This is a genomic window from Streptomyces phyllanthi, assembly GCF_009377205.1.
GTDB lineage: Bacteria > Actinomycetota > Actinomycetes > Streptomycetales > Streptomycetaceae > Streptomyces > Streptomyces phyllanthi.
In genome coordinates this window covers 1-5830 of the sequence record NZ_VJZE01000532.1, presented here as the reverse complement: position 1 = coordinate 5830, position 5830 = coordinate 1, and the positions used below count along the sequence as shown (strand labels likewise).

4 protein-coding genes are annotated in these 5830 nt (G+C 70.9%); 2 read left to right on the top strand and 2 right to left on the bottom strand.

Translation table 11 applies throughout. From position 1 onward, the window contains the following. Together FNH04_RS46935 and FNH04_RS40100 are read left to right on the top strand one after the other, a co-directional pair. Positions 1-661 (top strand): hypothetical protein (locus FNH04_RS46935; RefSeq protein ID WP_194236979.1); only part of this gene is annotated, 661 nt, incomplete at its 5' end. Between the two features lie 55 nt (positions 662-716). Next, positions 717-2039, top strand: a complete 1323-nt coding sequence (locus FNH04_RS40100) for a copper amine oxidase (RefSeq protein ID WP_152791068.1) — start codon at positions 717-719, stop codon at positions 2037-2039. Positions 2040-2064: 25 nt separating this feature from the next. Here FNH04_RS40100 and FNH04_RS40095 read toward each other — a convergent pair whose 3' ends face one another. Continuing rightward, positions 2065-5451 carry an NACHT domain-containing protein gene (locus FNH04_RS40095; protein WP_228031896.1) on the bottom strand — a complete coding sequence of 1129 codons (3387 nt, stop codon included), beginning with the start codon at positions 5449-5451 and terminating at the stop codon, positions 2065-2067. 70 nt (positions 5452-5521) lie between these two features. Next, positions 5522-5830: ATP-binding protein (locus FNH04_RS40090; RefSeq protein WP_194236977.1), on the bottom strand; the 309-nt coding region annotated here is incomplete at its 5' end.

Sequence of the window (5830 nt, the reverse complement as noted above, 5' to 3'; positions counted from 1 at the left end):
GCGTACGGGGGTCGGGCCGTCACCCACCGCGGACCCGGAGTCGGCGCCTTCATCGCCGTACGCCGTGCCGCCCGCGGCCGCCGACGGGAGGGGGACCGGCGCCGATCCCCTCACCGCGTACGAGATCGACCGCGCCCGGCAGGCGGCCCTCGCCGGCGACCGTCCGCTGCGCATGACGAGCGAGGACGTACGGGGGCGGGACGGGACACCGCAGTTCCTCACGGCGGACCTCGGTGAGGGGGTGGACGAAGGCGCGCGGAGCGCGGACGTCTTCTTCTACGACTACCGGGACGAGCGTGTCGTGAAGAAGACCGTCGACCTCGGTACGGGGGAGGTCGTACGGACCGCGTCCGCCACCGGAGTTCAGCCGGCGCCCTCCGCCCAGGAGTCACGTGAGGCGCTGAGGCTGCTGCTGGCGAGTCCGCTCGGGGACGGCCTGGAGCAGGACTTCGAGGCCGCCACCGGTCAGCCGGTCGGCGACGGCGACCGGCTGGCGGTGCAGGGCCTGGTCTACGAGCGGCGGGGCGCGACCGGCCCCGCCGACTGCGACGGGACGCACCGCTGCGTGCGGCTGTTCACGCGCGTCGAGGGCGGGCCGTGGATCGACACCCGCCGGTTCGTCGTCGACCTCAGCGCCCGTACGGCGCACCGCCTCCCGTGACCGGGCGACCCGACCGCCACCGTCACCGCCACCACGTACAGAAGGACGTACTCACATGAACAGGTTCCGGAGATTCGCCCACCGCTCCACCCGCTTCGGCGTCTGGGGCGTGGTCAGTGCGGCTGTCCTCTTCTCCCTGCCCACCGGCGGTGCCGAGGGCGCGGACACCGCGCTCCCGGCCGCAGCCGCCACCCCGCCCTGCACGGGCGATTCCGCGATCACCAAGAAGCTCCCGGGCGGCACCACCTGGCGGATGTGCTGGCGCAACAGCCCCACCGCCGGGCTGGTCCTCACCCACGTCACCTACCAGCCGCGGCACGAGAGCAAGCCGATCGAAGTGCTCGGCAGTGCGCGGCTCGGGCAGATCAACGTGCCGTACGACGACGGTTCGTACGAGTACAACGACGTCACCGACGTACGTCTCGGCGAGGGTGCGCTGCCGATCAGGGCGGCGGACTGCCCGGGCGGAACGGTCCGCAGCTTCCGCGTGACCGACTCGAACGGGGGCGGGACGCGGACGGTCAAGGGGCTGTGCGTGACGACGCAGCCGCGCGGGTTCGCATACCACGGGGACAGCGGTGACGTGGGGGAGGACGAGGCGCGTACCGACTCGGCGCAGGGACAGGACCTGGTCGTCTACACCCTCCACGCGGTCGGCTGGTACCACTACGTCACCCAGTGGAACTTCTCGGACGACGGCACGATCACCGCGAAGGAGGGCGCCACGGGCAACCTCTTCAGCGGCGCCTTCAACGCCTCCGACGGCACCGGCTGGCCGGTCGGGAAGAACGGTGCCGCGAAGGCGCTCAGCCACCAGCACAGCGTCCTGTGGCGGCTGGACTTCAAGCCGGGCGGCTCCTGGAAGTCGAAGGTGGAGCAGTACGACACGAAGGCGAACGGCGCGGTCGACGGGATCGGGCGGCTCAAGACCAGCCGCAAGCGGATGACCAAGGAGTTCGCGGGGGACAACGCGAACGACCGCTGGTGGCGTGTGGTCGCGTCGGCGAGCAGGAACGCGGACGGGCACGCGCGGTCCTGGGAGATCGTCCACAACCGCTCGGACAAGTACACGAGGCACGCCTACACGCGGCACGACGTGTACGTCAGCCAGTACAAGGCGTGCGAGCAGTACGCCAGCGACAACCGCCGGCTCAACCCGGGCTGCCGCCCCAGCGTGGACAAGTACCTGAACGGTGAGAACCTCACGCGCCCGGTCGTCTGGGTCAACGTCGGCTTCCACCACATCGCGCGGGACGAGGACCAGACGCCCATGCCGGTGCACTGGCAGGGGTTCCAGATCGTGCCGCGTGATGTGACGGACATGAGCCCGCTGACTCCGGATCGGCTGCATCGGCCTGAGTTCAACGGGCACAACTGAGTGGTTGCCGGAGGGCGGTGGGTGGCTAGGGCTGGATGCGGGTGAGGAGGAGGATCTGGTTGGGGGGCGGCTGGCCTGGGGTCAGGTGGTCGAGCGTGGTCAGGTCCTCCCACGCCAGATGCAGGGCGTGGATCACTCCCTCAGGGGGCTGAGCGGTCATGCGAAGGCCCGCGATGGCGGCGAGCAGGGCCGTGCGGGCAGCGGACTGGGCACGGTGGTCGGAGGGGGTTCGCCGGTCGCGCATCGCGGTGACGAATTCCGCGGTGTCGTCCATCAGCCCCCGGACCTGGTCGGCCAGGGAACCGGGGGCACCCGGGGGAACTGCGTGAAGGAGTTCACAGGCCCGGCGGACGGTTGCGGCCGGATCCTCTGATCTGCGTGCTCTGGGCAGGGGATCGGCTACCACCCGCGTCAAGAGGCCGTCGAGGATGCTGAGCAGGGCGGTCTCTGTGCGGAGGGTGGGCTCGGGTTCCCAGGTGGCGAACAGGACGCGGAAAGCGGTGAGCGCGAGCTTCATCGCTTCGGCATGGGAGCCGTGGACGACGTCGATGGCGAGATCGAGAGCGAAAACGGGTGCGAATTCGAAGCCGGAATCGAAGGCGACGTCGAACGAGAGCGTGTTGGCGAACGCGCGATCGAGGAGCTGGGAGAGCTCGGGGTCGAGAGCGCGGGCCTGGTCGAGAGCCTGGTGGAGGTCCAGGCCGAGTGCACGACCACGGGCTTGGACGAGCGCGTCGCCGGAATCGGGATCCGGGTGGCCGGAGAAATCGGAGTCAAGCCGATGGGAGCGTTCGAGAGCGCGGGCCAGGGCGTAGACGAAGGTGTTGACGAGGGCTTGGGCGTAGACGTGGCCGTCATGGTTGATGACGCGGATGTAGGTGTTGCGGAAGACCTCGTCGAGGTCGAGGTCGAGGGCGCGGGCAAGGGCGAGGGCCTGGACGAGGTTGCGGGCGCGGTGGGGATCGGGGCCCAGGGTGAGGGCGAGGGCACGATCGGGGTCGAGGGTGAGGGCCAGGCCGCGGGCGAGGTCCGGGGCGACAGCGTTGCCGCTGTCGGGGTCTTGGGCAAGCTCCCGGGCCTCGTCGAGGGCGCGGGCAAGGGCGAAGGCGACGGCGAGGGTGGCAGGGAGTTCTAGCGCGGCGAATTCGGCGGAGCCGCGCAGTTCGGAGGCGCGGGTGAGGGCGGTGGCGAGCACCCTGGTCCAGGCCCTTGCCCGGTCGCGCTGCGGGGCCGGGAGGCCCAGGAGCCGCAGGTAGAGGGTGATGTACTCGCGGTCGACGGTGGCGATGCCGAGCGGGAGGGGTCTGTCGCTGATGTCGTAGGTGTAGGGCCAGGAGACTCCCGGCGGCTGGTGGAGGACGGTGCTCGTGCCGTCGTGGGCCCAGATCGTGTACCGGGTCAGGTCGGCGGCCATGGCGGCCGTGGGGTCGCGGAGCTCCTCCGGTGTGGGCAGCCGGTAGACATCCTCTCCGGTCACGGTGTTCAGCCAGTTGACGAAGCGTTCGGCGTCTCCGATGCGCATGCCCACAGCCACTCGGTCGCCGTGCCGGACGGGTCTGTCGCGCCTGTTGTTCCTTGATATGTGGTCCGGGACGGGGTGGTGGCGGCCGGCTGCTCGCTCCTCGCTCACGAACAGGTCGTACAGGGCGTTGGGGACGGGACGCGCGCAGAGCGCCGTGGTGTCGTCCAGCTGGATGGTTTCGCGCAGGATGCGAGTGGCCTGGATCCCTGCCAGGAGGCGTTGGCGGGTCGGGTCGACGCTCTGGCCGGGCGCGGGGGGAGCCAGCAGGGCGTCGAGGCGGTCCCGGGTCTCCGGATCGACCGTTCTTGCCTGGTCGGCGCAGTCGAAGGCCAGGGCCAGGGCGGGGACGGTGCCGAGGCCGAGGCAGGCGGTGATGACGGCCGTGGCGTCGTTCGCGGCGGACCAGAGGAGAATCGTCTCGCGCCACCACGGGTCACTGACGTTGTCGATCAGCACGCTGGTGTCGGCGCGGGGCGTGCCGAGTTGGGCTGCGGCCAGGTACTCCTGCAACGTGAGGTGGGCGAAGCCGTACACGCCGTGCTCGCGCTCGATCAGCAGGCCGCTCTTGCGGGCCTCCTCCAGGAACACGTCGGGGTCCACGTGGCCGGGGACCTGCCGTAGCGGTCTTCGGATGGCCCTGACCACGTCGCGCGCCGGCCAGTCCCGGACCTTGGCCTTCATCATCGCCAGGGCCAGATGCTGGACGACATGCTGCTTGTGCGGACCGGTCAGGCCGGTGGCGTCCCGCAGGCCACGGGCCTCGGAGCGGCGGTGCAGCAGTACGTCGCACATCTCGGCGTACAACTCCGCGCGGCTGCCGGGGAGCTGGCCGCGATAGCGGTGCACGTTCGCGGTCATCGTCAGCAGCAGCGGGTTGGCCGCCAGGTCGTACAGGGCCGGGCGCTCCCGCAGGCGGGCCAGCAGGTCGTCGGCGTTCCTGTCCGCCGCCGCCCGTACCTCCCGCCCGGTGCCGGACCGGGCCCGGCTCTCCGTGGCGAAGCACCACTGGCGCAGGAACCTCTCGATCTGCTCTCCCGTGAACCGCCGTACCTGCAGGGCTTCCGCCCCCGGCAGCGGGTTCGACTCGTAGCCGTGCGGCCGTGACGTCACCACGTAGATGTTGTGCGGGTGACGCTGGACCTGCCGGACGACCCAGGCCACCACCCGGCCCCGCTCCGCCGGGTCGGCGACCTCGTCCAGCCCGTCCAGCAGGACGACACATCCGCCGCGATCGAGCCTGCGGTCCAGCCAGCGCGCCGAGACCTTGCCCTCCAGCCACCCCGCGGAGACCGCCACCGCCCCCAGTGCGGGTGTCTCGTCGGCCAGCAGTTCGGCGGCGTGGTCGCGCAGGTAGAGCAGTACGGGCAGCCGCCGCCGCTGCCATGGCCACCAGCTGTGCTCGCAGAGCTCAAGGGCGGTGTTCCGGGCCAGCGTGGTCTTGCCCGAGCCCGGTCCGCCGATCACGGCCAGGATCCGGGACACCTCGCTCCGGTCGGCGTCCCGCAGCACCGACGCGAGGGTTCGGCGCTGCCCCAGCGCTCCCCCTCCGGGCACCGAACCGAGGTACGGCTCCCTGGTGGCGGCGTGCAGGACCTGCGGGACGACGCTGACATCCACGTACACCTGGCGCATGCGAAACACGAACTCGCCCTGCGTGGCGATGCCGACGGTCTCCATGTCCCGTACGCTCGCCCGCAGTTGGCGCAGGTAGACGCTGCGGCGGCCGTGCGCTGTGTCCTCCCCGGCGTCGGCTCCGGCCGGAGGGGGCGCGGACCACACCTCCGAGTACAGCAGGCTCAGGACGGCGACCCCGAGTGAGGCGTACAACCAGCTCCAGCTGAACTTGCCGTCGGACAGGACCTGGTTCGTGGCCACACCGGCTGTGACCAACAGCCCTGCTCCGCCCAGGAATCGGAGCGTACGACGTACCTCCGCCATCCCCACCCCCGCTCGTTCCGCCTCATGTCTTCGTGCCCATCTCACCCCAGACGTACTTCCCGCCGGTGCCGTTGACCTGGAACCAGCCCCAGTCCTCCGCGTACGCGTCCACGATGTGCAGGCCGCGGCCGGATTCGTCGCAGACGGTGGCGGGTGAGGTGGTGGGGGGTGTGGGGTCCGTGTCCCAGGCCCCGAGGCGGAACGAGGGGCCCGACTGCCTGATCTTGAGGGCGGCGGGCCCCTTGGTGTGCCGGATGGCGTTGCCGAGCAGCTCGGAGGCGAGTAGCTCCGCGGGTTCGATGAGGGTGGGGAGACCGTGGGTGGTGAGGAT